Here is a 24635-nt window from a genome sequence, read left to right on the forward strand (position 1 = left end):
GTCTCACTTCGCTAAAGCAATCCAGCGTTCGAGCAAGGCCAGGGCCGCGCCCGAATCGATCGCCTCGGCGGCCATGGCCGCCCGCTCCGGCCAGCTTTCGCCGCGACCCGCGACTGTCAGCGCGCCGGCGGCGTTGAACAGCACCGCGTCGCGGTATGGGCCGGGGGTGCCCATCAGCAGCGCCCTGAGCGCGGCGGCGTTGTGCCGCGCATCATCGCCCCGGATCGCCTCGATAGGCGCATGGGGGAGACCGGCGGCGGAGGCATCCACGCGCTCCATCGTGAAGCCGTGGCCGGTGACGATCGCGACCTCGTTGCCGCCGGCGAGGCTGAGTTCGTCCAGCCCCTCGTCGCCCGAGACGATCAGCGACCGTCCCGTGCCGAGCCGCGCCATCGCGCCGGCATAGATCGGGACATAGGCGGGCCGGGCGATGCCGATGAGCTGGCTCCTGACCTTTGCCGGGTTCGACAGCGGGCCCATCAGGTTGAAGATCGTGCGCTGGCCGATCTTCACCCGGATGGGCTGGATGCGCGCCATCGCGGGGTGGTGGTTCTTCGCGAAGAGGAAGCAGATGCCGATCTCGGCGAGCGTCCTTTCCGCCGTTCGTCCGGCCGCGTCCATGTCGAGGCCGAGGGCTTCCAGTGTGTCCGCCGCCCCCGCCTTGGAGCTGGCGGCGCGGTTGCCGTGCTTGGCGACCGGCACGCCGCAGGCCGCGACCACGAGGCTGACCGCGGTCGAGACGTTGAGGGTGTGGTGCCCGTCGCCCCCCGTCCCGCAGACGTCGATCGCACCCTCGGGCGAGGCGATGGGGATCAGCCGCGCCCGCAGCGCCCGCGCCGCGCCCGCGATCTCGTCGGCGGTCTCGCCGCGCGCCGAGAGGGCGACGAGGAACTGCGCGATCTCCTCCTCCGACGGCGCCCCGTCGAGCAGGGTGCCGAAGGCGGCCTCGGCCTCGGCCTCGGTCAGGGGGGTGGCGATGTCGGGCAGGAGGCTCATGCGCGCAGCCTTTCGGGCAGCACCGGCTCCAGCCCGCACAGCCGCACGAAGTTGGCGAGCAAGGCATGGCCGTACTCGGTGGCGATGCTTTCGGGGTGGAACTGCACCGAATGGATCGGCAGCCCCGCGTGACGGAAGCCCATCACGCTGGGGTGATCGGCGCCGGGCGTTTCGGCATGGGCATTGGCGACCAGCGTCTCGGGCACGTCCACCACTTCAAGGCTGTGATACCGCGTGGCGATGAAGGGCGAGGGGAGCCCGGCGAACACCCCCGACCCGTCATGCGTCACCGGCGAGGTCTTGCCGTGCATCAGCCCGCCGCGCTGCACCGTGCCGCCGAAGTGCTGGCCGATCGCCTGATGCCCGAGGCACACGCCCATCAGCGGCTTGCCCGCATCCGCGCAGGCCGCGACCAGATCGAGGCTGATCCCGGCCTCGTTGGGCGTGCAGGGGCCGGGCGAGATCAGGAATCCGGAAGCATTGGTCCGCAGCGCCTCGGAAGCGGTGAGGGCGTCGTTGCGCTCCACCCGCACCTCGGCGCCCAGTTCCATGAGGTAGTGGACGAGGTTGAAGGTGAAGCTGTCGTAATTGTCGATGACGAGGATCATTCGCTTGCCGCCTCTGCCTTCTCTGCCCGCTTCGTCACCACGATGATCGGCCCGACGCGGCCCTTGTCCATGCGGCCGGTCGCCGGATCCCACAGGGAGGATACCTGCCCGTCGAGATAGAGTGCGTTCTGCACCTTCACCACGTCGCGGAAATAGCGGGCGAGCTGGCCGAAGCTCACCGGCGCGTCGGCGATCACGAAATGCGCCTTGCCGCCCGCGTCCACGCCCACGCCGTTGCGGATCGCCTTGGAGGGCCCGTCGTCCTGGATATCGGGGTGGAGCTTGCCGCCGTCGAGCAGCAGCGGGCCCGACTGGGTGCCGAATTCGGGCCGGTCGCCCACGGTGTTGAAGAAGGTGTTGCTCCCCAGCACGCGCCAGCTTCCGCCCGAGCCGAAGAACACGCCGTTGGGCTTCATGTAGAAATTGCCCTCGCCGGTCTCGCGGTTGAGCTGAGCGAGCCGCTCGCCCTTCTCGACATAATAGCCGATGGGCTTGAGGTCATCGCCGTACATCCCGCCGTTCATGGCGAAGGCGATGGTTGCCGGATCGACGCTGGCGGCGAAGGCGGAAAGCGAGGCGAAGGGCTGCTTGTCCGGCCCCACATTCGCCATCTGGATGCGGTGCTGCGCGGGATCGGCGATGCAATGGGTGAGGGCGGCCCCCTCGAAGGTGACGCTCTTGCAGGCCGAGGGCACCGCAGGCTCGGTCGCGGTCGGGGCCGGATCGGGGGCGGCGGTTTCCTCGACGTCGGAGCCATCGAGATTGACGCGCACCAGAGCCTCGCCCTCGGGGGCTTCGGAGCAGGCGGCGAGACATGCGAGCGGCAGCAGCACCGCGAGCAAAACGCGCCTCATTGGCCGTATCCCGGCTCGCCCGCGACGCGCACCGCCTCGCGCGCGGCGGCGATCAGGGCGCCGGCCTTGGCGCGGCATTCGGCGAGTTCGTAGTCGGGGTCGCTGTCGGCGACGATCCCCGCGCCCGCCTGCACGTGCATCACCCCGTCCTTCACCACCGCGGTCCGCAGGACGATGCAGGAATCGAGGCTGCCGTCGGGCGCGAAATAGCCGACGCCCCCGGCATAGGCGCCGCGCGTCTCGGGCTCGAGTTCGGCGATGATCTCGCAGGCGCGGATCTTGGGTGCGCCCGACACGGTGCCCGCCGGGAAGCCCGCGAACAGCGCGTCGAGTGCGTCCCTCGATCCGTCCAGCTGCCCGACCACGTTGCTGACGATGTGCATGACGTGGCTGTAGCGTTCGATGGTGAAGCTGTCGGTGACCTCGACGGTACCTGCCGCCGCCACCCGCCCCACGTCGTTGCGGCCGAGATCGAGCAGCATCAGGTGCTCGGCCCGCTCCTTGGGATCGGCGAGCAGCGAGGCTTCGTTGGCTTCGTCCTCCTCGCGCGTCTTCCCGCGCGGGCGGGTGCCGGCGATCGGGCGGATCGTCACCTCGTCGTCGCGCACCCGCACGAGGATCTCGGGCGAGGAGCCGACCAGCGCGAACCCCGGCAGGTCGAGGAAATAGAGGAAGGGCGAGGGGTTCACCCGCCGCAATGCGCGGTAGAGCGCCAGCGGGGGAAGGGTGAAGGGGCAGGTGAAGCGCTGGGCAAGCACCACCTGGAAGATGTCGCCCGCAACGATGTAGTCCTTCGCGCGCAGGGCCATCGCCTTGTAGTCCTCGGGCGCGATCACCGGGGCAAGGTCGGGCACGCTTTCGGGCAGGGCCTCGTTCTGCCGGGCCGGGGCGGCTTGCGTGAGCTGGCTCAGCGTCGCATCGATCCGCTCGCCCGCTCGGGCGACGGCGGCGTCGGGATCGGTCGCCTCCCAGATCGGGGCGATCGCGAAGAGCGCGTCGGTCAGCCGGTCGAAGACGAGGATCACCGTCGGGCGCACGAACAGCATGTCGGGCAGGTCGAGCGCGCTTTGCGGCGCGCGCGGCAGGGTCTCAACGAGGCCGATGGTCTCGTAGCCGAAATAGCCGACGAGGCAGGCGAGAGCCGGGGGCAGGCCCTCGGGCATGGGATCGATACGGCAGGCGGCGGCAAGCGCGCGCAACTCGGCCAGTGCATCGCCCGCGAGCGGCACGAAGGCCTCGCGGTCGGTGCGCCATTCGCGGTTGATCGCCGCACGTGCGCCCTCGGCGCGGAAGACCAGATCGGGATCGAGCCCGAGCAGGCTGTAGCGCCCGCGCACCTCGCCGCCCTCGACGCTTTCCAGCAGGAAATCGCCGCGCCCCGGCACGATCAGCCGCCGCGCTGCGCCGACCGGCGTGTCGCTGTCGGCGATGATCCGTCGCCACACCAGCGCGGGGCGTCCCTGCGCCAGCGCGGCGGTGGCGGCAGCGGCGTTCTCGGGCAGGCCTGCGGCAGTCGGTATCACGAAGCGGTCGCTTGGGCTCACTGCTCGCCGACCAGCTGCCGGCGCACGGCGGCGATGGCGTTGTCGTTGCGGGTGACGCCGAGCTCCTTGCGCATCGCGGCGGTGGCCTGGCGGCGGTATTCCTCGGACAGGGTCTGGCCGAGCTGCTGGCGGGTCTGGGCGATCATCTGGCCCTCCTGGTCGAGCGGCAGGGTGCTGATGTCCTCCAGATTGACGATGTACCAGCCGATGTCGCGCGGCGCCTCGAGCGTCTTGGCGGTGCCTTCGGCCATGCTGAACATCAGCACCAGCGGCGGGGCGATGCGGCCACGCTGCTGGGCGAGAAGCTGGCGGCGTTCGAGATCGATCACCTCGCGCTCGAAGCCGGGCTTGTTCTCGGCCGCCATCGCTGCGGCCAGAGGGGTGCCGCCGCGCACCTTGGCGAGGATGCGCTCGGCCGCCTGCTTGGCGAGGGCCGCGCCCTGCGCCCGCTTCCATCCGGCGGTTGCGGCATCCCTGACCTCGGCGAGCGGCGGGGCGCTGGCTTCCTCGACCCGCGCGACCTCGAAGACCACGAACTGTTCGCCCGGCACCACCTCGGCGAGCTGCGGCTCGCTCTCCTCCATCTGGAAGGCGGTCTGGAGCACCGGCGCGAGCTGCGGCACGATCTGCACGTCGGGCCTGCCGAAAGCCCGGCCGTTGGCGAGCAGGGCGGGGGTGGTCTCGACCTTGAGCCCATAGGCCTTGGCGACCTCGGCGAGCGCGGTGCCGCCGTCGACCTCGCCCTCGATCTCGGCGACGAGATCGGCGATCGCGGCAACGCGCTTCTCGCCCGTGAGCTGCTCGGTGATCTCGGGCGTCGCCTGGGCGAGGCTGCGGGCCGGGGTTCGCTCGATCCGGTCGACGCGCGCGACATACCAGCCGAGCGTGCCCTGCGCCGGTTCGATCACGCCGCCCTGCGCGGCCTTGAACGCGGCCTGCGCGAAGGCGAAGCTGGTCGCCCCCGCCATCGCCTCGCGCTCGCGCGCCTCGGAGGACGAGGCGGTGAAGCCCGCCTCGCGCGCAACGGCTTCGAGCGAGGCGCCGCCGGCGATGCGCGCGGCGAGCGCCTTGGCGGCGTCCTGGGTGGGGACCACGAAGCTCGTGACCGCGCGCTTCTCGCTCGCCGCATATTTGGCGGCGTCACGCTTGTAGCGTTCGGCGATCTCGGCCGCGGTGGGGGTGGCGTTGACCTTGAGCGTGTCGGCACCGAACACCGCGAAGCGCAGGGTGCGGCGCTCGGGGCGCATGAACTGGGTGCGGTTGTCCTTGTACCACGCGGCCAGCTGCGCGTCGGACGGATTGCCCGCCGGCGCGAAGGCGGCCGAGGGGATGAGCGCGATCTCGCCCTTGCGCTTTTCCAGCACCAGGGCGGCATATTGGCGGGCGATCTTCTCGGGCAGCTGCGGTGCGGCCACTGCCGAGCGGAGCAGCTGCTGTTCGAGCAGGCCGTCCTGCAGGTCGCGGCGGAAGGTCGCATCGCTCAGGTTCCGCGAGCGCAGCGCGGCGAGGTAGGTCTGTTCGTCGAAATTGCCGGTCACGCCCTGGAAGGCGGGGATCTTGAGGATCTCGCTGTTCACCAGGTTCTCGCCCGCGCGCAGTCCGTAGCGGCGGCCGTATTCGCCCACGGCGAAGCGGTCGATCAGCTGATTGATCACCTCGTCGAGCCCGCCCTCGGCGACGAATTCGGGCATGGTGAGGGTGGGGTTCTGCGCGCGCACCTGGTCGAGCGCGGCATTTGCCGCCACCGGCAGCTCGGAGATAGGGATCCCCTCGCCCCCCACCACCGCCAGACGGTCGCCGCCCGACACGCCGCCGAAGGTGCTGCCGGTGATGTCCGAGGCCGCAAAGGCCAGCGCCATCAGCGCAAGGAAGGCCAGAACGATCGGCAGACCGATCTTCGAGGCGAAAAAGCGGCGGAAGAAGGAAATCATCGGCGTTACGGATCCCATCCGGGGCCGGCCGGGGAGGGCCGGGATGTCTCGGGCAAGCATCGCGGGAACCGCCGCGACGCTCCGCGCGCTTTAGAGGCCCTGCGACTGCGCGGCAACAGGTGTCAGCGCCTTTTGACTAGCGGGGCTTCCTCGGCTAGCGGACGCGGCCCCGGCGCTCTACAGCAGAACACAGAATCACGACCCGCCGGGCCTATCCCTCTCAATAATATAGAAGTGCAAAGGCAGATCATGACCCGCCGACCCTATATCGTCGGAAACTGGAAGATGCACGGCACCCGCGCGATGCTGTCCGAAGCCCGCGCGATCGACCGTGCGGCGCAGCGTCACATGAAGGTCGAGGTGGCGCTCGCGCCGCCCTACACGCTGATCCACCCGATCCACCGCGAGGCCGAGCAGATCGCGGTCGGCGCGCAGGATTGCCATCATGCCGAGGGCGGGGCGCACACCGGGGACATCTCGGCGGCGATGATCGCCGATGCCGGCGCCAAGTTCGTGATCCTCGGCCATTCCGAGCGGCGGCAGGACCATGGCGAGAGCGATGCGTTGGTGCGCGCGAAGGCCGAAGCCGCACTGGCGGCGGGGCTGCGCATCATCATGTGCTGCGGCGAGAGCGCCGAGACCCGCGATTCGGGCAAGGCTGTGGCTTTCGTGAAGCGCCAGCTCGAGGCCTCGCTTCCGCCCGCCGACCGGATCCCGGGCGAGATCGCCGACCGCATCACCGTCGCCTACGAGCCGATCTGGGCGATCGGCACCGGCAATGCCGCCACCACCGACGACATCGCCGAGATGCACGCCGCAATCCGCGCGCTGCTGGTCGAGCTGCTGGGCGAGGAGCAGGGTGCGGAGGTCCGCATTCTTTACGGCGGCTCGGTCAAGCCGGACAATGCGGCGGAGATCTTCGCCGTGCCCGAAGTCGGCGGGGCCCTGGTCGGAGGCGCGAGCCTCACCGCCGACAGCTTCATGGGCATCGCGCTGGCCGCAAGCGAGCCCTTCGAGAACTGATCCCGCGCCCTCGCGGCGCGTACGTCGGGGGCTCCGCCTGCGGGCGGGCTTGCCGCGCGCGCGTCTCGCGCCTACATGGCGCGCAACATCCGCAACCGGGCGACCCGATCGCCCCTGCCACGAGAAGTCTTCATGTCGCTGTTCATCTTCCTCACCGTGATCCAGGCCCTAGTGGCCGCCGCGCTGGTCGGCGTCGTGCTGATGCAGCGTTCCGAGGGTGGCGGGCTCGGCATCGGCGGCAGCCCGGGCGGCGCTTTCGGCGCGCGCGGGGCGGCGGATTTCCTGACCCGTTCGACCAAGTGGCTGGCCATCGCCTTCGTCGCGCTCTCGATCGTGCTCGCAGGTCTGGCGGTGCGTGAAAGCCGGGTGGGCGGGGTGACGACGACGCTCGACCGTGCGGCCCCGGCACCGGCCAAGCCCGACCTGCTCGCCGATCCGGTTCCGGCCCCCGCACCGGCAGAACCGGCTGCGGTACCGGCGGCACCCGAAGCCGCAGGCGAGGGCGCGCAGTAACGCCCTTGCTGCCGGGCGCGCGCCGCTGCGCCCGGTCTGGCCGCTGGTCAACCCACACCGCTGTGGATGGCGCCCCCGTGCGGGGCGCAATTCGCTTGCCCCGAATCCCTCCTGTTGCTTAAGGCCCGAATCCCATGGCGCGGTTCATTTTCATCACCGGCGGCGTGGTCTCCTCGCTCGGCAAAGGTCTCATGGCAGCCTCTCTGGCGGCCCTCCTGCAGGCGCGCGGCTACAAGGTCCGCATCCGCAAGTTCGACCCCTATCTCAACGTCGATCCGGGCACGATGAGCCCCTATCAGCACGGCGAGGTCTTCGTCACCGACGACGGTGCGGAGACCGATCTCGATCTCGGCCACTACGAGCGTTTCACCGGCGTCTCGGCGCGCCAGTCGGACAACATCACGAGCGGGCGCGTCTACCGCGACATCATCGCCAAGGAACGCCGCGGCGACTATCTCGGCGCGACCGTGCAGGTGATCCCGCACGTGACCGACGCGATCAAGGAATTCGCTCTCGCCGACCAGGGCGACCACGATTTCATCCTGTGCGAGATCGGCGGGACGGTGGGCGACATCGAATCCCTGCCCTTCATGGAAGCGATCCGCCAGCTGCGTAACGAGCTCGAACCGTTCCAGACGGTTTCTGTCCACGTGACGCTGGTGCCCTACATCAAGGCCGCAGGCGAGCTGAAGACCAAGCCGACCCAGCACTCGGTGCGCGAGCTGGCCGCGCTCGGGATCAAGCCCGACATCCTGCTGTGCCGCGCCGAGCATCCGATTCCCGAAAGCGACCGGCGCAAGATCGCGCAATTCTGCAACGTGCGCGCCGAGGCGGTGATCCCCGCGCTCGATGCACCTTCGATCTACTCCGTCCCCCAGCAGTATCACGCCGAGGGGCTCGACCGCGAGGTGCTGCGCGCCTTCGGCATCACCGATGCGCCCGAGCCGGACCTGTCGGCCTGGAAGGACGTCACCGACCGTCACTTCAACCCCGAAGGCGAAGTCACCATCGCGGTGGTGGGCAAGTATGTGGGCCTTCCCGATGCCTACAAGAGCCTCAACGAGGCGCTCGTGCATGGCGGGCTCGCCAACCGCGTGAAAGTCAACATCCGCTGGATCGACGCCGAGATCTTCGAGGGCGACGACGACAGCCAGATCATCGCCCAGCTCGAACCGATGCACGGCATCCTCGTGCCCGGCGGCTTCGGCGAGCGCGGGAGCGAGGGAAAGATCGCGAGCGTGCGCTTCGCCCGTGAGCGGGGCGTGCCCTTCTTCGGGATCTGCCTCGGGATGCAGATGGCCTGCATCGAAGGCGCGCGCGCGGCGGGCTTCGAGAAGGCGTCCTCGACCGAATTCGGCCCGACCGACACGCCGGTGGTGGGCATCATCACCGAGTGGATGAGCAAGGAAGGCCTCCAGAGCCGCGCCGAAGGCGGCGACCTGGGCGGCACGATGCGGCTTGGCGCCTACACGGCCAAGCTCAGCCCCAACAGCCACACCTCGCGCATCTATGGCGGCGCGGAGACCATCTCCGAGCGCCACCGCCACCGCTACGAGGTGAACAGCGCCTTCATCGAACCGCTCGAGAAGCAGGGGCTGATCTTCTCCGGCATGAGCCCCGACGGGTTGCTGCCCGAGATCGTCGAGCGGCCCGATCACCCGTGGTTCGTGGGCGTGCAGTTCCATCCCGAACTGAAGTCGCGCCCCTTCGATCCGCACCCGCTTTTCGCCGGGTTCATCGCCGCGGCCTTGCAGCAGTCGCGGCTCGTCTAGGCGCACGCCTAGCGATTTTCGCAGGGGGGCAGGGGCAACCGGACCGCGCTCGCGGTGCCGGTCATCAGGGGCGCTCGCAAGGCGGCAAAGCGACCGCTGCAATCCTTTGTTTCACTGGCCGGATGGCCTGGTGTCGTATCCTTACAAGCTGTGCAGATTGCCCTTGCGTCTTGTTGCGATTCCGCATTAGACCGCTGGCGCGCGGTGACGGTTTCTCAGTAAACCGCCCGTTAGGACCATGGGATGCCGCAGACCTTCGGGTCAGCAGGCCGGAAGGGTCCAACCGGGGCTTTGCCGGTTACGAGCTTGTGTGGTGTTGTCCGTCTTCTGCGACCCGGACGGACAGGACCAGACAGGGCGACGAAAGTCGCGGGGGCGGATCGCAAGATCCGCCCCCTTTTGATTCGTGCCGGCTTGCGGCCCGGGGGTCAGGCGGCGCTGGCCGCGTCGCTGTCGTCGGGGGAGGGGACTGCCGTCAGGGTCGCCGCGCCGCCGATGGCGATCTTGCGCGGCTTCATCGCATCGGGAACCTCGCGCACGAGATCGATGATCAGCAGCCCGTCAGCCAGGTCCGCGCGCTCCACCCGCACGAAGTCGGCGAGTTCGAAGCGGCGCTCGAAGCCGCGGTTGGCGATGCCGACGTGGATCAGCTCCGAGCCGTCCTCGGCCTCCTCGCGCTTGCGACCCTGCACGACGAGCAGGTTCTGCTGCGCCGTGATGTCGATGTCCTGCGGCCGGAAGCCCGCCACCGCGAGGGTGATGCGGTAATTGTCCTCGCCGCGGCGCGAGATGTTGAAGGGGGGGTAGTTGTCGCCGGCATTGAGGCGCGCCTGGTTCTCGAGCAGGTCGAACAGGCGGTCGAAGCCCACGGTGGAGCGGCGATAGGGGGTGAAATCGAAACGCGACATTGGCAAATCCTCCTCTGGAGCAATTTGGTTCTGGCGCGGGCCTGCCGGATGCAGCGCCCGCCATGCCGCCGTTCCCGTTTCCCGAGACTGGCGAAACGCGGCGACAGGCCCTATCTGGTTTTCCGACGAGAGGTTTCAAGAGGTGCAAATGGCCGCCCCCCAGATCGACATCTACACCAAGTTCGCCTGCCCCTTCTGCGTGCGCGCCAAGCGCCTGCTGACCGAGAAGGGCGCGGTCTTCAACGAACACGACATCACGATGGGCGGGCCGAAGCGCGAGGAAATGCTCGCCCGCGCCCCTAACGCGATGACGGTGCCGCAGATCTTCATCGGCGATGTGCACGTGGGCGGGTCGGACGATCTCGCCGCGCTTGAACGCGCAGGCAAGCTCGACGCGCTGCTGGCGGGATAGGGGCTGGCGGGCTGATGCCGAAGATTGCGGTTCTCCAGATGACCTCGGGCGTGGAGCCCGAGGCGAATCTGGCGACCATCGTCGATGCCGCACGCTCGGCGGCGAAGCACGGAGCGCAGGTGCTGTTCACCCCGGAGATGTCGGTGCTGCTCGACCGCGACCGGCAGCGCGCCGGGAAGTGGATCACCGAGGACTGGGCGCAGCGGTTCGAGGATGAACTGGCGCTCGCCTCGGCCAAGGCGAAGATCGATATCGCGCTCGGCTCGATGGCGATGCCGCACTGGAGCGGGAAATGGGCCAACCGGTCACTCTATTTCCGGCAGGACAACCAGGCTCCTGACAGTTACGACAAGATCCACATGTTCGACGTCGATCTTGCGAACGGCGAAAGCTGGCGCGAGAGCAATGCCTACCATCCGGGCAGGGAGGTGGTGACCATCAGGGGCACGCCGCTCGGGCGGCTCGGCCTCACGATCTGCTACGACCTGCGCTTTCCTGCCCTATTCGAGGAACTGGGCAAATGCCGCTGCGACGCCATCGCCGTGCCCGCCGCCTTCACCCGGCCCACGGGCGCGGCGCACTGGCACGTCATGCTGCGCGCCCGGGCGATCGAGGCGCAGGCCTTCGTCATCGCCGCAGCCCAGGTCGGCATGCACGAGGACGGGCGCGAGACCTATGGTCACAGCCTCGTCGTCGACCCGTGGGGCGAGGTGCTGCTCGACATGGGCGGCGATGCGCCGGGGCTGGCCTTCTGCGACGTCGACCTTCGCCGCATCAGGGAGGTGCGCGCGCAGGTTCCGGCTCTTGCCAACCGGCGGGAAATCGCCAAATCCTGATCTGTCATGATCGTCTACGACCTCGCCTGCCATGAAGGCCACCGCTTCGAAGGGTGGTTCGGCTCCTCGGCCGATTTCGAGGACCAGCACGCGCGGGGCTTGCTCGCCTGCCCCACCTGCGGCGCGGCCGATGTGAGCAAGGCCCCGATGGCCCCCGCCGTGCCTGCCAAGGGCAACAGCCGGGAGGAAGTGCTCCCGCCCGAACCGCGGCCCATGGCCAATACGCCGATGCCGCCCGAGGTGCAGAAGGCGTTGGCGGCTCTTGCAAAGGCGCAGGCGGAGGCGCTGAAGAACTCCACCTGGGTCGGCGACAGGTTCGCCGAGGAAACCCGCAAGATGCACTATGGCGAGCGTGACGAGGCCCCGATCCACGGGCAGGCGAGCCTCGCCGAGGCCAAGGCGCTGATCGAGGAAGGCGTGCCGGTCGCCCCGCTGCCGTTCCCTGTGGCGCCGCCCGACAAACTCAATTGATTCCTCCGCATCGCCTCCGCGATGCGGTCCCCGCTAGACGCGCAGCAAAGCTGCGCCTGTTGCGGGTGCCCGTTCGGGCTTGCGGCCCAGCGGGCTGATATTGCGCCACGCGCTGACCCTGCTATTGCTCGCCGCGGGACCCCGTAGCTCAGCAGGATAGAGCATCAGATTCCTAATCTGAGGGCCGCGCGTTCGAATCGCGCCGGGGTCACCATCACCCGCTCTGTGCGATCCGCCAGCGGCGTTCGGCATGGGCGGACAGGCCAAGAACCCCCGCCGACATGGTCAGCAGCAGCGAGCAGGTGGCTCCCCATCCGCCCAGATCGTAGACCGCCGTGCCGAGCGCACTGCCGATCGCCCCGCCAATAAACATGGCGACGATGTAGCTGGTGGTGAGCCGCGTGCGGATCTCGGGCGCGAGGGTGAAGAGCGTCATCCGGCCCGTCACGTCGATCGTCGGCCCGACAAGGTTGGTGACGAGCAGCGGCACCATCACCCCCCAGATGCTGTGCCCGAGCGGATAGAGCAGCGCGACGCCCGTCAACTGCACCATCGCCGCCCCGAGCCGCGCACGGCGCGGGCCGATCCTGTCCGCCCAGCGCCCGAGCCGCGGCGTGCTGAAGACGCTGACAGCAGCGATGGCTGCGAGATAGCCGACATCGTCGGTGCCGTAGCCCATCGCAGGGCTCGTCAGATGCAGCGCCAGCGCCAGCCAGGTCGCGGTGAAGATCGCGAAGTTCAGGCCCTGGATCGCGGCGGACAGGCGCATGTCGGGGTGCCTGGCGGCTAGCGTGAAGACCGATGCGATCAGCGCCCCGTAGCCTGCCGGGGGCTGCTTGGCGGTGGCCTCGCTTCTCATGGCGAAGGGCAGCAACGCAGTCACCGCCACCATCAGCAGCAGGGCGCAGACATAGACCGTGTGCCAGTCGGCGCGCGCGGCGATGATACCGGCCCCGACCCGCGCCACGAGGATGCCGAAGATCACCGCTGCGGTGAGCTGCGCCGTGACCTGCCCCAGCCGCTCGGGTGCGACCCGCTTCGAGGCGAAGGCTGGGATGAGGTAAGGCGCGATGGTGACGAAGCCGAGCAGGGTCGAGGCGGCGGTGAAGGAAATGAAGCCGGGGGCGAGCACCATCCCGCCGAGGCACAGGGTCTGGCCCGCGACGAAGATCAGGCACAGGCGCCGGTTCGGATAGAAATCGCCGAGCGGCAGCAGCAGCAGGATGCCGAGCGCCAGCGCGAGCTGGTTCAGCGCCGGCACCAGTCCGATCTCCGCCTCGCCCACGCCGAAGCCCCGCGCGACCTCGCCGATGATCGGGTGGATGTAATAGGCATTCGCCGTCACCACCGCGATGGTGAGCGCGAGCGCCCGCTCCTGCGTGCGGGTCAGGTAGGCAGGGGCAGGGCCGGCTTGGGTCAAGTCAGGAAGCCTGCCTTCCGCGCCATCGCGATCACGCCCTGCGAAAGCGCCTCGGGGTGGTCTTCCTGGCTGAAGTGGCCGCATTTCGGCAGCATTGCGTGGGGCTGACCGGCTGCGCCCCTGATCCGCGAGGTGAGCAGCGGCGCTGCCTTGCCCAGCACCGGGTCATCCTCGCCGAACAGCGTCAGGAACGGCCTGTCGAAAGCGGCGAGCCCCTCCCACGCCGCGATGTTGTCGGCGACCCCGTCCTTGTCGTCCTCGACCGGCACCAGCTGCGGAAATGCGCGCGCACCGGCCTTGCTCGCCTCATCGGGGAAGGGGGCGTCATAGGCGGCGATCTCCGCCTCGGAGAGGCCGCTCTGGCAGCCGCGGTGCATGATCCCGCCGATCCGGAAGTCGGGCGAGGAGCGCGCGAACTCCCGCCACGCGAGGAATCCCGGCGAAGCCGTGCCGCCGCCGGTCGGCAGGAAGGTGTTGCTGGCAACGACAAAGGCGAAACGCTCCGGCTCCTGCCCGACGAGGCGCAGGCCCAGAAGCCCGCCCCAGTCTTGGCAGAACAGGCCGGCGACCTCGGGAACGACCGCGTTGCGCCATTGCTTCAGCCACCCGGCATGGCGGGCATAGGTGTAGAAGGACTGCTCGTCCGGCTTGTCGCTCTTGCCGAAGCCGATCAGGTCCGGCGCGAGGCAGCGGAAGCCCGCGTCCACAAGGAGAGGGATCATCTTGCGGTAAAGATAGGACCACGAAGGCTCGCCGTGGAACAGCAGCAGTGGCGGCGCGTCCTTCGGACCCTCGTCGAGGTAGTGCATCCGGGCGCTTAGGCCCTCGCCGAGGTCGATGGTCAGCCAGTTCTCGGCGAAGTCGTAGCCCGGCAGGTCGGCGAAGCGGGCGGGATCGTGGGCGATGATCTGCATGGATGGGTCCTCCCTCTCTGGTCAGTCGGTAGCAGATCGAAACGGGATTGCCAGACCCCGCGTCTTTCGCGAAAGCGCGCAAATTGGTGAGGTGGACTTGCACGCGCGGCGAAGGCAAGCCGTCGCCGATCAGGAGGAGAGAACGCGTGTCGATGTCCGCCCACGAGCCCGAGGAACTGGCCGAGATCCGCCGCGCGGTGCGCGCGCTGTGTGACGGTTTTCCGGGGGAATACTGGCGCGCCAAGGATGCGGCGCGCCAATATCCGGCGGAGTTCGTCGATGCGCTGACGCAGGCGGGCTTCCTTGCGGCGTTGATCCCGGTCGAGCACGGCGGCAGCGGTCTCAGCCTCGAAGCGGCTTGCGTGATCATGGAGGAGATCCAGGCAAGCGGGTGCAACGGCTCCTCCGCGCACGCGCAGATGTACATCATGAACACCCTGCTGCGGTATGGCTCACCGGAGCAGAAGGCTGCCTATCTCCCCCGCATCGCCAGCGGGGAGCTGCGCTTGCAGGCCTTCGGGGTGAGCGAGCCCACCAGCGGCACCGACACGCTCTCGCTCAAGACCCGCGCGGTGCGGGACGGCGACACCTACGTCATCAACGGCCAGAAGATCTGGACCAGCCGCGCCGAATACTCCGATCTCATGCTCCTCCTCGCCCGCACCACCCCGCGCGAGGCGGCCGCCAGCAAGACCGAAGGCCTCTCGATCTTCCTCGTCGATATGCGCGAGGCGCTCGGAAACGGCATGACGGTGAAGCCGATCCGCACGATGATGAACCATTCCTCCTGCGAGGTGTTCTTCGACGACCTGCGCATCCCGGCTTCGGCACTGGTGGGCGAGGAGGGCAAGGGCTTCCGCTACATCCTCTCCGGCATGAACGCCGAGCGCATCCTGATCGCGGCCGAGTGCATCGGCGATGCCAAGTGGTTCATCGAAAAGGCCTGCGGCTATGCGAAGGATCGCAATGTCTTCGCCCGGCCCATCGGCCAGAATCAGGGCGTCCAGTTCCCGATCGCGCGCGCCTATGCCCAGATGCGCGCTGCCGAGCTGATGGTCCACCATGCCGCGCGGGTCTACGACGAAGGCGGCAATCCGGGGGAGGAGGCCAACATGGCCAAGCTCCTTGCCTCGGAGGCCAGCTGGGCGGCGGCCGACATGTGCGTGCAGACCTTCGGCGGCTTCGGTTTCGCCGAGGAATACGACGTCGAGCGCAAGTTCCGCGAGGCGCGGCTCTACACCGTCGCGCCGATCTCGACCAACCTCATCCTCTCCTATCTTGCCGAACACGTGCTCGGGCTGCCTCGCTCCTACTGAAACGGGGCGATTCCCCACCGGATTCCTGCGCATTGTGGCGCATTCTTCTTGCAGCGACAGGCCAAGTGTGATTCTGTCGAACCCAGCGGCAAGGGGACAAATCGCGTCATGCGCAGACCGGCGACGGACAACAGGCTCAAGAAGGTGGCGGCGCTGGGTGGCCTGCTCCTGCTCGCGGGCTTCGCCGTGGCCGGGCCGACGGGCCTGCTCGCCTGGAGCGAGAACGCGACCGCGCTCGAACAGCGCAAGGCCGAGATCGCCGAGCTCACCGCGAAGCGCGATGGCCTGCGCAACCGCGTGATGCTGCTCGACCCCGAGGCCGCCGACCCCGATCTTGCCAGTGAGCTGGTGCGCGACCAGCTCGGCGTGATGCGCGAGGACGAGGTCGTCCTCACGCTCGAGGACGAGTGATCCGATCCGCACGCGCAAGCCGCGCTGATTTCGTATGCGCGTTCGGTTTTCTGCAACGCCTTGCCGTTGCGTCAACCCCGTCCGACTGCCTATAGAGCAAACAGTTGGACGGCGCTTCTCCTCCCCATGAGCGCGCCAGAGAGAGGGATACTGTCTTGGCCAAACAGCCTGCCAAAAAGTCCGCCAAGCCTGCGGACGATGCCGATTTCATTCTCCATTCGCTCCAGGACGCCTTCGAGGCGAACAAGCGCTACAAGGCGAGCGAGGCGGAGATGCTCGAATTCTACCGCCAGATGCTGCTGATCCGGCGGTTCGAGGAGAAGGCGGGCCAGCTCTACGGCCTCGGCCTGATCGGCGGATTCTGCCACCTCTACATCGGCCAGGAGGCGGTCGCGATCGGCCTGCAGTCGGCGCTCGACAACGAGCGCGACAGCGTCATCACCGGTTACCGCGATCACGGCCACATGCTTGCCTACGGCATCGATCCCAAGGTGATCATGGCCGAGCTCACCGGCCGCGAGGCCGGGATTTCCAAGGGCAAGGGCGGGTCGATGCACATGTTCTCGACCGAGCACAAATTCTACGGCGGCCACGGCATCGTCGGCGCGCAGGTGGCGCTCGGCGGAGGCCTCGCGCTCGCGCACCAGTACAACGGCGACGGCGGCCTGTGCCTTGCCTATTTCGGCGACGGTGCGGCCAACCAGGGTCAGGTCTACGAGACCTTCAACATGGCGGCCCTATGGAACCTGCCCATCGTTTTCGTGGTCGAGGACAACCAGTACGCGATGGGGACCGCGACCAAGCGGTCGTCCGCCGAAACCCGCTTCTACCGCCGCGGCACCGCCTTCCGCATTCCGGGGATGGAAGTGAACGGCATGGACGTGCTTGAGGTGCGCGCCGCGGCCGAGGTCGCCTTCGCCCATGTCCGCGCTGGCAAGGGCCCGGTGCTGATGGAGTGCAACACCTACCGCTACCGCGGCCATTCCATGTCCGACCCCGCCAAGTACCGCACCCGCGAGGAGGTGCAGGAACAGCGCGACCACCACGACCCGATCGAGGGGCTCAAGAAGGTCCTGATCGAGGCCGGCAAGACGGAGGACGAGCTGAAGGCGATCGACAAGGCGATCCGCGCCGAGGTGGCCGAGGCCGCCGACTTCGCCGAGACTTCGCCCGAGCCGGGTGCGGGTGAACTCTACACCGATGTTCTCGTGGAGGAGTACTGAGCCATGGGGATCGAACTGAAGATGCCGGCGCTCTCGCCGACGATGGAGCAGGGCACGCTCGCCAAGTGGCTGAAGCAGGAAGGCGACCGGATCGAGCCGGGCGACATCATCGCCGAGATCGAGACCGACAAGGCGACGATGGAGTTCGAGGCCATCGATGAAGGCGTGCTCGAGAAGATTCTCGTTCCTGCCGGAACCGAGGACGTGGCGGTCGGCGCGGTGATCGCGCTGATCGCCGGGGAAGGCGAGGCGGCTGCTCCCGATCCGGCACCTGCGCCCGCAGCTGAACCGACTCCTGCGCCAGCGCCTGCTCCGGCGCCCAAGGCCGAGAAGCCTGCTGCGGCCGCGCCTGCTGCCGATCCGGCCATTCCCGCCGGCACCAGCCTCGTCAGCACCACGGTGCGCGAGGCGCTGCGCGATGCGATGGCCGAGGAAATGCGCGCCGACCCGCGCGTCTTCGTGATGGGCGAGGAAGTCGCCGAATACCAGGGCGCGTACAAGGTCACGCAGGGCCTGCTCGCCGAGTTCGGCCCGAAGCGCGTGATCGACACGCCGATCACCGAATACGGCTTTGCCGGCATCGGTACGGGTGCGGCGATGGGCGGTCTTCGCCCTATTGTCGAGTTCATGACTTTCAATTTCGCGATGCAGGCGATCGATCACATCATCAACTCGGCCGCCAAGACCAACTATATGTCGGGCGGCCAGATGCGCTGCCCGATCGTGTTCCGCGGCCCCAACGGCGCGGCGAGCCGCGTCGCCGCGCAGCACTCGCAGAACTACGGGCCTTGGTATGCGAGCGTGCCGGGCCTGATCGTGATCGCTCCCTACGACGCGGCCGATGCCAAGGGGCTGATGAAGGCCGCCATCCGCAGCGAGGACCCAGTGGTCTTCCTCGAGAACGAACTCGTCTACGGGCGCAGCTTCGATGTGCCCGATGTCGATGACTACGTCCTTCCCATCGGCAAGGCGCGGATCGTGCGCGAGGGCAAGGACGTCACCATCGTCAGCTATTCGATCGGGGTCGGGCTCGCGCTCGAGGCGGCGAACACGCTGGCGGGCGAGGGGATCGATGCCGAGGTGATCGACCTTCGCACCCTGCGTCCGCTCGACAAGGAGACGGTGCTGAAGAGCCTCGCCAAGACCAACCGCCTGATCGTGGCCGAAGAAGGCTGGCCGACCTGCTCGATCGCGAGCGAGATCATCAGCATCTGCATGGAGGAGGGTTTCGACCACCTCGATGCGCCTGTCCTGAGGGTCTGCAACGAGGACGTGCCGCTGCCCTATGCCGCCAACCTCGAGAAGCTCGCGCTGATCGATGCGCCGCGGATCGCCGAGGCGGCGCGCAAGGTGTGCTACAGGTAAAACCCGCCCGGCAGGGCCGCCCGGCCGCAATCAGGTCGGGCGGGCTGCCGAATAGGTGTTGCAGCTCGCCACCGGCCCCCCGGCATAGAGCCGGGTGAGGTCGCGGTTGTCGCGCACGTTGAAGGCGGCAGTGTAGGTGATCGTCTTGCCCTCGAAGATCTCGACGGGCAGGGGCGAGGTGAAGTCGTAGGAGACTTCGACGAACATCACCGCTGTCCCTTGCGAGGCGGTGATGTAGCGACCGGGCTCGCCCATGCCCGGGAAGGAGGTTCCGGTGGCGCCGTCGCCCTCGCGGCCATAGGTCGAGTCATGGCGCTTCGCGCCGCGACACCGCTGCCATGCGATCCACTGACCGCCCTGCGCGTTGCGCTGGAGGCTGGAGATGATCACCCGGCCCTGGCCGAAGATGTTGATGTTGTCGCCGAGCTTCTCGGCTCCGATCAGGGTCTCGGCGATATCGCGTTCGAACACCTTGCGCGCTGTCAGCACGTCCTGCTCGCCGACGCGCGAGGCGTTGTCGGCGACCTGCATCGCGATCTGGCTGACCTGCAGGTGGGTGATGACCAGCAGCGCTGTGTCGGTGCCAAGCATCCCCATGCCGAGCACCAGCGGTGCGGCAAAGGCGAACTCGACCATGGCGAGACCCGAGCGGTCCCCTGCGAGGTGGCGGCCAAAGGCCCGCGCCTTTGCCAGCGGCGAGGCCGGTTTGGTGTCGGTCATGGGCAGTTCCTCGTCGTGGTGATACGGTCGTTCTGCTCGTCGAAGGGCTGGTTGCGCAGCACCGTGGAGGCCTCCAGCGTGACCTCCTGGGACAGTCCGATCATCCCGTAGAGCGGGAACATGCGCGGATAGGTAACACGCGCCGTGTAGAGCACGGCGTCGCGCGCGCCCCCGATCCCGTCCTTGCCGCGATCCGCATCCCACTGGCCGTTGTCGTTCGTGTCGACATAGGGCTCGTTGTTGTTGCAGATGTCGTCGTCGTTCTGGTCGGTGAATTCCTCGGGCTCGCCGATGTCGGCGAAGTCGAAGTGCGAGACCTTCTCGAACACGATCGTGGCACTGGCCGGCATCAGCGAGCGGACCTGGTCGGCGACGCGCTGGTCGATGTTGGCCTCCTGGCTGTTCGCGTTCTCGAGGGTGAGATCGCGACCTGCCTTCTGCAACGCGCCGTGCAGCACCGAACTGGTGTATTGCGTGTGCGCGATGTCGAACAGGCCGATGACCATCAGGATCAGGACCGGCCCGACAAAGGCGAACTCGACGAGGGTGACCCCGCTGCGGTCGTCGCGCAGCTGCCGGAGGAAGTCACCCAGGCGGGACAGGCGGCGCATCACGAGGTGAGCCTCAGCGCGGCGATCTTCTGCGCGATTTCCTGGAATTGCGCATTGAGCGTGGCGTTGTCGTTGGCCTGGAACGCGCGTCCGGGCGAGGCGCAGTCGCGGAGGTTCTGCGTCAGGGTTGTCCCGAAGGCGACCACCCAGACGGTGATGTTCTCCTGCTGGGCAGCGCGGCAGATGGCCTGCAGACGCGCGGCGCGGCGAGTCGCTTCACGGGTGGAGTCGCCATTGCCGGTGACGCGGCGATCCCACCATTCGATCCCCTGGGTCGAATAGTTCTCGACCCCGGTGACCAGAAGACCGTCCGTCATGAACACGATGTGCCTCGCGATCGCATCGCCGTTGGGCGCTTCGGCGTTGTCGGCGGCGAACATCCCGCGCGGCGAGATGAAGCGTGCGCCCCAGAGCATGCCGATATCGTGATAGGTATTGCCGCTTGCAGCGAGGCTGTTGACGTAGTTCTGCAGGTCGGTGCGGCTGAAGGACTTGCCCGTGCCGATTTCCCGGAGCCGCATGGCCGCACGCGGGCAGACCCAGCCGGGGCGGTCCTGGTTGCCGGTCGAAGTCACCCAGGAGGTGGTGCGGTTCCCGCTGCCGTCGCGACGTTCGTAGACTGCACTGTTGAGCGAGGGCTTCCACCGCTGGGCCTCGTTCTGCGGGACGAGGTTGATGTTGAGATCATGGGCGGCAGTCGGAATCGGGCTGTAGTTGCCGGTGGTGTCCATCCACACCGGCTCCTCGATGCAGCCGCTCCATGTCTGGGTAGTCATCGCCCCGTTGGTGCCGACCGGGATCTGCAGCGTGTTGTTGGCGTAGATCGAGGAAAGGTTCACCGTCTCCCAGCCAGCGGGGCTGCCAGCCGGATTGTTGACGTTGCACGGGTTGGCCACTCCCGGGGTGACCGGGCAATAGATCCACTCGCGGAACTGCGGGATCACGTCCGCTGCGGTAGCGAGACGGGTCTTGCGAACCCTTGCGCGGCAACCGGCGCGGTTCCAGGAATCGCCGCCCGACCACTGGTTCAGCACGAACTGGGTCGAAGCGAACACCTGCCATGTCTGCGTGACGCCGCTGACAGATACGCTGTAGGTGTTGGGATAGTTGGTACACACATTTTGCGCGGTCGTGCCGGCCGAACCGTCGGTGCGGAAGCGGTAGTGATCGGTGTTGGTCGAATTGAAGTTCGAGGTTGAACGCGGCAGCCACTCGGTCGTGTCGGAAAGGACGATCGTGTCGCCAACCCTTGTGACATTGGGATTGGATGCGTTCGGGAAGGGCGCGGGGTTGTAACGTGCGACGCGCGACTGGTAGGTGTGGCTGTTGGCCATGTATTCGCGCGGAATCGAGAAGCCGACATTGACCTGCTGCGAATAGGGCACCACCCCGTAACGCACCTGCGCGCTCGCCGAGGTTGCGGCCTGCACGGTGTCGTAGAAGTTCATCACCGCGGTGCGCAGCGCGACGATCTTGGAGCCCGAACCCGAATTGCACTGGGTGCCGTCGGGGCACTCGGACATCGATCCGGTCACGTCGAGCACGAACATGATGTCGGTGTTCGAGATGTTGATTTCGGCGCTGCACGAGACGGTGACGTTGAACTCGTTGTAGCCGAAGGCGCCCATGATGGTGGTCGGCAGGGTGGCGCTGGCATTGCCGAACACCACGCCGTTGCCGTCAGTGGTGAAGTTGCGCGTGCGGCCCGTGACGCCGTAGATCCCTTCGTTGAAGTTCTGGTCGAAGAAGTTGAGACCGATCTGGCGGTGCGCGGTGGTGAAGGTGTCGTCGGTCATCGCCCGGCGTGCGGCCAGCGCGCCAGCGTCACAGGCCGCCTGCATGCGCGCGGCCGCCATGTAGTAGCGACTGGCGTCAACACCGCCGCCCACCATCGCCATGAGCGGAACCATCGCCGCTGCCGAAATCGCGAGCGTGTTGGCGGACTTGTCGCGCAGCAGCTTGCGCATGAACGACATTCTTGTCTGCATTTCTCGCCCCATCGGATCGGTGCCCCTTCCTGATGCCGCACGCAAAAATCGCGCAGGCATTCCAGATGCAGCCTGAGGCCTTAATCCGGTCTGGTAAGCGGATTGCCAAAGTTCGTGGTTAGCGAAGTCCTAATGGCCGATAGGGGCCGGCTTTCGCCCTTTGCGTGCCGGGCCGGGACAGTTTGCTTGCCAATCCCGCAAAGCCTTGGTTAGGCGCGATGCCGTGACCCCGGAACCGACCGATCCCCTGCCTCCCGAGGCTGAACTGGCGCTGGCCTGGTCCGGCCCAAAGGTTCGCGGGCCGTTAAGCATAGCTCTTCAGCTTGATCGCAGGCTGGCCCGGATCGTGGCCCGCACCAGCGAGCCGATGCTCGGCCAGATGCGGCTCGCGTGGTGGCGCGAGGCGCTGGCAAAGCCGCTGGACGAGCGCCCGCGCGGGGATGCGGTGCTCGACGGGATCGGGATGCATTGGCAGGGGCGGGAGAGCGCGCTCGCGCCTATGGTTGACGCCTGGGAGGTGCTGGTTACCGCCGAAAGGCTCGGCCCGGACGAGGCGGCGGCTTTCGGCGCCGGGCGGGGGGCATTCTTTGCCGGGCTGGGTGCTGCGGAGGTCCCTGGAGCGGTGGCGGCGCGGCTCGGGCTGGCCGGACTGCGCTGGGCGCTGGCCGATGCGGCGGCGGGCGTGTCCGACCCTGCCGAACGTGCGGTGCTGGTCGCGGCCGGGCTCGCGCCGGGGGAGGGCGAGGGCCGGATACCGCGTGCCCTGCGCGGTCTTGCCGTGCTCGAGGCGCTCGCGCTTCGGGCCCTGCGCGGCGGAGGGCATCCGCTGATGCTCGGGCGAGGCGCGCCGCTGGCGGCGCTCGGGGCCGCTATCTTTCGCGCATGATTACGTATATTTACGGGGCGGGATCGTAGCATGAAGGGGGGGCAGACCCTTGCGACAGGCGGTGCTGGGAGTGCTGGGGGGCTTGGTCCTCGCCGGGGTGGGCGTGTTCTGGTGGCAGGGCCGCGCCGCGATTGAACAGGGCGCTCCGCCGCCTGCTGCCGCGCCGCCCCCGACCGATCCCGAAAAACTTCCGCTTGCCGATCCGGGCAGCCTCAAAGGCCCCGCGCCGCCCGAACTCAGCGACCTCAGCCGCGAGGAGCAACGCTTCTTCCGCTATGATCGCAACCGCGACCGGCTGATCAGCCGCAACGAGATGCTCGCCAGTCGCACCGAGGGCTTTCGCAAGCTCGACAAGGACGGCAACAACCTGCTGACCTTCGAGGAATGGGCGGTTGCCACGGTCGACCGCTTCGAAAGCGCCGACAAGGACGGCGATGATCGCCTGACCCCGCGCGAATTCGCTGCCACGGCTCCCAAGGCCGCGGCGAAGAAGCCGGCCTGCAAGTGCTGAGCCGCTAGGCCGGCACCGCCGCGCGGGTCTCGCCGATCCAGCGTTCGAGATCGGCCTTGGCGCGGGTGGTGTAGGCCTCCTTGCGCACCTTCTTGCCGACCTCGTGGAGCGGCGGGAAAAGGCCGAAATTGATGTTCATGGGCTGGAAGGTCTCGGCCTCGGCATCGCCGGTGATGTGGCTGAGCAACGCGCCCAAGGCGGTTGTCGCGGGCAGGGGCTGCCATGCCCCGCCCGCCAGTTCCGCCGCCGTCATCATGCCCGCCACAAGGCCGATCGCCGCGCTTTCGACATAGCCCTCGCAGCCCGTGACCTGCCCGGCGAAGCGGATATGCGGCGCTGCCCGAAGGCGCAGCTGCCGGTCGAGCACTTCCGGCGAGTTGAGGAAGGTGTTGCGGTGCAGCCCCCCAAGCCGCGCGAACTCGGCGTTCTCGAGCCCCGGAATTGTGCGGAACAGCTCGACCTGCGCGGCATATTTCAGCTTGGTCTGGAAGCCGACCATGTTCCACAGCGTGCCGAGCTTGTTGTCCTGCCGCAGCTGCACCACGGCATAGGGCCAGCGGCCTTGCGGGAATTCGGGCGTGACATCGAAGGGGTTGTCGAGCCCGACGCCCTTCATCGGCCCGAAGCGCAGCGTGTCGACCCCGCGCTCGGCCATCACCTCGATCGGCATGCAGCCGTCGAAATAGGGCGTGTCCTTCTCCCACTCCTTGAATTCGGTCTTCTCGCCCTCGATCAGCCCGCGGTGGAAGGCGAGATATTGCTCCTTGTTCATCGGGCAGTTGATGTAGTCGCCACCCTCGTTCGAGGCCTCGGTCCGCTTGTTCCAGCGCGACTGGATCCAGACCTTGCTCATGTCGATGGAATCGCGGTGGACGATGGGGGCGATGGCATCGAAGAAGGCGAGCCGTTCTGCACCGGTTGCGCGCACGATGCTGCCCGCCAGCGCCTCGGACGTCAGCGGGCCGGTGGCGACGATGGTGAGGCCCGCCTCGGGCAAGGCATCCACCCGCTCACGGACGATGGTGACATTGGGGTGCTGGGAGAGCGCCTTTTCGACCTCGGCCGAGAACACGTCCCGGTCGACTGCCATCGCGCTTCCCGCCGGGACGCGCGCGACTTCGCCGGCGCGCATCACGAGGCTGTCGAGGGCGCGCATCTCGTGGTGCAGCAGGCCGACGGCGTTCTTCGCATCATCGTCGGAGCGGAAGGAGTTGGAGCAGACCAGTTCGGCGAGACCATCGGTCTGGTGCGCCGGGGTCATGTCGCCGCTGCCGCGCATCTCCGACAGGCGCACCCGCACCCCGCGCTGCGCGAGCTGCCAGGCCGCCTCGCTCCCGGCGAGGCCGCCGCCGATTATGTGCACATCGTGGGAAGTCGCAGGTCCGGTCATGGCGAGGCAGGT

24 protein-coding genes and 1 tRNA gene are annotated in these 24635 nt (G+C 67.9%); 13 read left to right on the plus strand and 12 right to left on the minus strand.

From position 1 onward, the window contains the following. Window positions 1–3: 3 nt before the first annotated feature. Genes trpD through ACMX37_RS07495 form a run of 5 tightly spaced genes read right to left on the minus strand, consistent with a single transcriptional unit; the run spans window position 4 to window position 5951 of the window. On the minus strand, window positions 4–996 hold the full coding sequence (gene trpD / locus ACMX37_RS07475) for an anthranilate phosphoribosyltransferase (protein WP_483148222.1): 993 nt from the start codon (window positions 994–996) through the stop codon (window positions 4–6). After that, window positions 993–1604: an anthranilate synthase component II gene (locus ACMX37_RS07480; RefSeq protein WP_483148223.1), complete on the minus strand. Its 612-nt coding sequence runs from the start codon at window positions 1602–1604 to the stop codon at window positions 993–995. Before ACMX37_RS07480 ends, trpD begins: the two co-directional genes overlap by 4 nt. Further along, window positions 1601–2458, minus strand: a complete 858-nt coding sequence (locus ACMX37_RS07485; RefSeq protein ID WP_483148224.1) for a phosphodiester glycosidase family protein — start codon at window positions 2456–2458, stop codon at window positions 1601–1603. The genes ACMX37_RS07480 and ACMX37_RS07485 overlap by 4 nt, the downstream gene beginning before the upstream one ends. After that, window positions 2455–3978 (minus strand): anthranilate synthase component I, encoded by a 1524-nt coding sequence (gene trpE, locus ACMX37_RS07490; RefSeq protein WP_483148378.1) that lies wholly within the window; start codon window positions 3976–3978, stop codon window positions 2455–2457. The genes ACMX37_RS07485 and trpE overlap by 4 nt, the downstream gene beginning before the upstream one ends. A 20-nt stretch (window positions 3979–3998) precedes the next feature. Further along, complete coding sequence (locus tag ACMX37_RS07495; RefSeq protein WP_483148225.1) at window positions 3999–5951, minus strand: peptidylprolyl isomerase; 1953 nt, start codon at window positions 5949–5951, stop codon at window positions 3999–4001. 231 nt (window positions 5952–6182) lie between these two features. On the opposite strand from ACMX37_RS07495, the gene tpiA reads away from it, so the two are divergent. From tpiA to ACMX37_RS07510, 3 genes are all read left to right on the plus strand, one after another. After that, a complete protein-coding gene (gene tpiA / locus ACMX37_RS07500; RefSeq protein WP_483148226.1) occupies window positions 6183–6956 on the plus strand; it encodes a triose-phosphate isomerase in 774 nt (257 codons plus the stop codon). A 132-nt stretch (window positions 6957–7088) separates the two neighbouring features. Then, complete coding sequence (secG, locus tag ACMX37_RS07505) at window positions 7089–7469, plus strand: preprotein translocase subunit SecG (protein ID WP_483148379.1); 381 nt, start codon at window positions 7089–7091, stop codon at window positions 7467–7469. Between the two features lie 134 nt (window positions 7470–7603). Continuing rightward, complete coding sequence (locus ACMX37_RS07510; protein ID WP_088914385.1) at window positions 7604–9241, plus strand: CTP synthase; 1638 nt, start codon at window positions 7604–7606, stop codon at window positions 9239–9241. 428 nt (window positions 9242–9669) lie between these two features. Here ACMX37_RS07510 and ACMX37_RS07515 read toward each other — a convergent pair whose 3' ends face one another. Then, a complete protein-coding gene (locus tag ACMX37_RS07515) occupies window positions 9670–10149 on the minus strand; it encodes an Hsp20 family protein (RefSeq protein WP_088914384.1) in 480 nt (159 codons plus the stop codon). A 148-nt stretch (window positions 10150–10297) separates the two neighbouring features. On the opposite strand from ACMX37_RS07515, the gene grxC reads away from it, so the two are divergent. The 4 genes from grxC (at window position 10298) to ACMX37_RS07535 (ending at window position 12082) form a co-directional block, all read left to right on the plus strand. Then, a complete protein-coding gene (gene grxC / locus ACMX37_RS07520; RefSeq protein ID WP_483148227.1) occupies window positions 10298–10561 on the plus strand; it encodes a glutaredoxin 3 in 264 nt (87 codons plus the stop codon). A gap of 14 nt (window positions 10562–10575) precedes the next feature. Next, window positions 10576–11397: a carbon-nitrogen hydrolase family protein gene (locus ACMX37_RS07525; protein WP_483148228.1), complete on the plus strand. Its 822-nt coding sequence runs from the start codon at window positions 10576–10578 to the stop codon at window positions 11395–11397. Window positions 11398–11403: 6 nt separating this feature from the next. Next, complete coding sequence (locus tag ACMX37_RS07530; RefSeq protein WP_483148229.1) at window positions 11404–11868, plus strand: DUF1178 family protein; 465 nt, start codon at window positions 11404–11406, stop codon at window positions 11866–11868. 137 nt (window positions 11869–12005) lie between these two features. Then, window positions 12006–12082 (plus strand) — tRNA-Arg (locus ACMX37_RS07535). On the opposite strand, the gene ACMX37_RS07540 is transcribed toward ACMX37_RS07535, so the two are convergent. Both ACMX37_RS07540 and ACMX37_RS07545 read right to left on the minus strand, forming a co-directional pair. Next, the gene (locus tag ACMX37_RS07540; protein WP_483148230.1) at window positions 12083–13288 is read right to left on the minus strand and encodes an MFS transporter; all 1206 of its coding nucleotides are present in this window, start codon (window positions 13286–13288) and stop codon (window positions 12083–12085) included. Then, window positions 13285–14202 carry a haloalkane dehalogenase gene (locus tag ACMX37_RS07545; RefSeq protein WP_483148231.1) on the minus strand — a complete coding sequence of 306 codons (918 nt, stop codon included), beginning with the start codon at window positions 14200–14202 and terminating at the stop codon, window positions 13285–13287. The genes ACMX37_RS07540 and ACMX37_RS07545 overlap by 4 nt, the downstream gene beginning before the upstream one ends. A 152-nt stretch (window positions 14203–14354) precedes the next feature. On the opposite strand from ACMX37_RS07545, the gene ACMX37_RS07550 reads away from it, so the two are divergent. The 4 genes from ACMX37_RS07550 to ACMX37_RS07565 all read left to right on the plus strand — a co-directional run bounded on the left by ACMX37_RS07550 (window position 14355) and on the right by ACMX37_RS07565 (window position 18517). Next, window positions 14355–15518, plus strand: a complete 1164-nt coding sequence (locus ACMX37_RS07550) for an acyl-CoA dehydrogenase family protein (protein ID WP_483148380.1) — start codon at window positions 14355–14357, stop codon at window positions 15516–15518. A 108-nt stretch (window positions 15519–15626) separates the two neighbouring features. After that, window positions 15627–15929 carry an FtsB family cell division protein gene (locus ACMX37_RS07555; RefSeq protein WP_088914377.1) on the plus strand — a complete coding sequence of 101 codons (303 nt, stop codon included), beginning with the start codon at window positions 15627–15629 and terminating at the stop codon, window positions 15927–15929. 155 nt (window positions 15930–16084) lie between these two features. After that, entirely contained in the window at window positions 16085–17152 is a 1068-nt protein-coding gene (pdhA, locus tag ACMX37_RS07560) for a pyruvate dehydrogenase (acetyl-transferring) E1 component subunit alpha (RefSeq protein WP_483148232.1), read from the plus strand. A 3-nt stretch (window positions 17153–17155) separates the two neighbouring features. Then, window positions 17156–18517 carry a pyruvate dehydrogenase complex E1 component subunit beta gene (locus ACMX37_RS07565; protein ID WP_483148233.1) on the plus strand — a complete coding sequence of 454 codons (1362 nt, stop codon included), beginning with the start codon at window positions 17156–17158 and terminating at the stop codon, window positions 18515–18517. A gap of 30 nt (window positions 18518–18547) precedes the next feature. On the opposite strand, the gene ACMX37_RS07570 is transcribed toward ACMX37_RS07565, so the two are convergent. Genes ACMX37_RS07570 through ACMX37_RS07580 form a run of 3 tightly spaced genes read right to left on the minus strand, consistent with a single transcriptional unit; the run spans window position 18548 to window position 21815 of the window. Continuing rightward, on the minus strand, window positions 18548–19237 hold the full coding sequence (locus ACMX37_RS07570; protein WP_483148234.1) for a TadE/TadG family type IV pilus assembly protein: 690 nt from the start codon (window positions 19235–19237) through the stop codon (window positions 18548–18550). Continuing rightward, window positions 19234–19848 (minus strand): TadE/TadG family type IV pilus assembly protein, encoded by a 615-nt coding sequence (locus ACMX37_RS07575; RefSeq protein ID WP_483148235.1) that lies wholly within the window; start codon window positions 19846–19848, stop codon window positions 19234–19236. Before ACMX37_RS07575 ends, ACMX37_RS07570 begins: the two co-directional genes overlap by 4 nt. Further along, complete coding sequence (locus ACMX37_RS07580) at window positions 19848–21815, minus strand: TadE/TadG family type IV pilus assembly protein (protein ID WP_483148236.1); 1968 nt, start codon at window positions 21813–21815, stop codon at window positions 19848–19850. The genes ACMX37_RS07575 and ACMX37_RS07580 overlap by 1 nt, the downstream gene beginning before the upstream one ends. Before the next feature lie 244 nt (window positions 21816–22059). Between ACMX37_RS07580 and ACMX37_RS07585 the strand changes: the two genes are divergently transcribed. After that, window positions 22060–22722, plus strand: coding sequence for a squalene/phytoene synthase family protein (locus ACMX37_RS07585; RefSeq protein ID WP_483148237.1), 663 nt, complete (start codon window positions 22060–22062; stop codon window positions 22720–22722). 70 nt (window positions 22723–22792) lie between these two features. Next, complete coding sequence (locus ACMX37_RS07590) at window positions 22793–23233, plus strand: EF-hand domain-containing protein (protein WP_483148238.1); 441 nt, start codon at window positions 22793–22795, stop codon at window positions 23231–23233. Window positions 23234–23237: 4 nt separating this feature from the next. Here ACMX37_RS07590 and trmFO read toward each other — a convergent pair whose 3' ends face one another. After that, window positions 23238–24623: a methylenetetrahydrofolate--tRNA-(uracil(54)-C(5))-methyltransferase (FADH(2)-oxidizing) TrmFO gene (gene trmFO, locus ACMX37_RS07595; RefSeq protein WP_483148239.1), complete on the minus strand. Its 1386-nt coding sequence runs from the start codon at window positions 24621–24623 to the stop codon at window positions 23238–23240. Window positions 24624–24635 lie beyond the last annotated feature (12 nt).

The sequence above is a fragment of the Porphyrobacter sp. THAI-01a genome (assembly GCF_056868655.1).